At 68.0% G+C, this 1,098-nt stretch carries 1 protein-coding gene; it reads left to right on the forward strand.

Annotated features, from left to right (window positions below; all coding sequences use genetic code 11):
• Positions 1–109 precede the first annotated feature (109 nt).
• Positions 110–1,081 (forward strand): IS481 family transposase, encoded by a 972-nt coding sequence (locus tag CYJ76_RS11420; RefSeq protein ID WP_101850150.1) that lies wholly within the window; start codon positions 110–112, stop codon positions 1,079–1,081.
• The last annotated feature ends 17 nt before the right edge of the window (positions 1,082–1,098 follow it).

Raw genomic sequence — 1,098 nt, forward strand, 5'->3', positions numbered from 1 at the left:
CCTAGGTGTTCTCGGTCAGGAGGTTGGTAGCAGCAGGACGGGCTTGAACGTGGGAGAACCTCCGGCTGGGATGTGGCTTGTCTAAGGCCCACGACCAGCGGAGGTTCTCGTGTCCCACGGTAGTGCCCGTCTGACTGTCCATGGCAGGCGGTTGATCGTCCAGCGGTACCAAGCAGGGTGGAAACAGGCCCACATCGCTGCGGCGATGGGTGTCTCCCGCAAGACCGTGGCGGTCTGGATCGCCCGGTACGAGGCCGAGGGTGAGACCGGGTTGCTCACCCGGTCCTCCCGGCCGCACTCGATGCCCAGGCGCACGGCGCCGCACGTCGAGGCCCGGGTGCTGGCGGCCCGGGCAGAGCACCGGGTCGGGCAGGACGTCCTGGCGGTGCGGGTCGGTGTCCCGGCGCGCACGATCAACCGGATCCTGCACCGTCACGGGGTGCCCCTGCTGCGGGACTGCGACCCGTTGACCGGGCAGGTCATCCGGGCATCGAAGGCCACCACGGTCCGTTACGAACGGGACCGTCCCGGTGAGCTGGTCCACGTGGACGTCAAGAAGATCGGGAAGATCCCTCCCGGTGGTGGGTGGCGGGCCCGCGGGAGGGCAGCCACCCAGGCCGAGAAGTGCCGGCGTGGCCCGGTGGGCTATGACTACGTGCACTCGATGGTCGATGACCACTCCCGGTTGGCCTACAGCGAGATCCACGATGACGAGAAGGCCACCACCTGCGCGGGATTCCTCTCCCGGGCCGCGGCCCACTTCGCCGCCCACGGGATCGACACGATCGAGCGGGTCATGACCGACAACGCGTTCGCCTACCGCAAGAGCACGGTCTTCGCCCAAGCGGTTGCCGCCCTGGGAGCCCGGCAGGTCTTCATCCGTCCGCACTGCCCGTGGCAGAACGGGAAAGTCGAACGCTTCAACCGGACCCTGGCAGGCGAGTGGGCCTACCGACAGGTCTTCACCAGCAACCAGGCCCGCCGCGCGGCTCTTGCACCCTGGCTCGAGCACTACAACACTGACCGCGGCCACAGCGCCCTGAGAGGACTCCCACCCACCAGCCGACTGTCACCAACCTGATGACCGAGAACACCTAG

The organism is Kytococcus schroeteri (assembly GCF_002847825.1).
GTDB classification, from domain to species: Bacteria; Actinomycetota; Actinomycetes; order Actinomycetales; family Dermatophilaceae; genus Kytococcus; species Kytococcus schroeteri.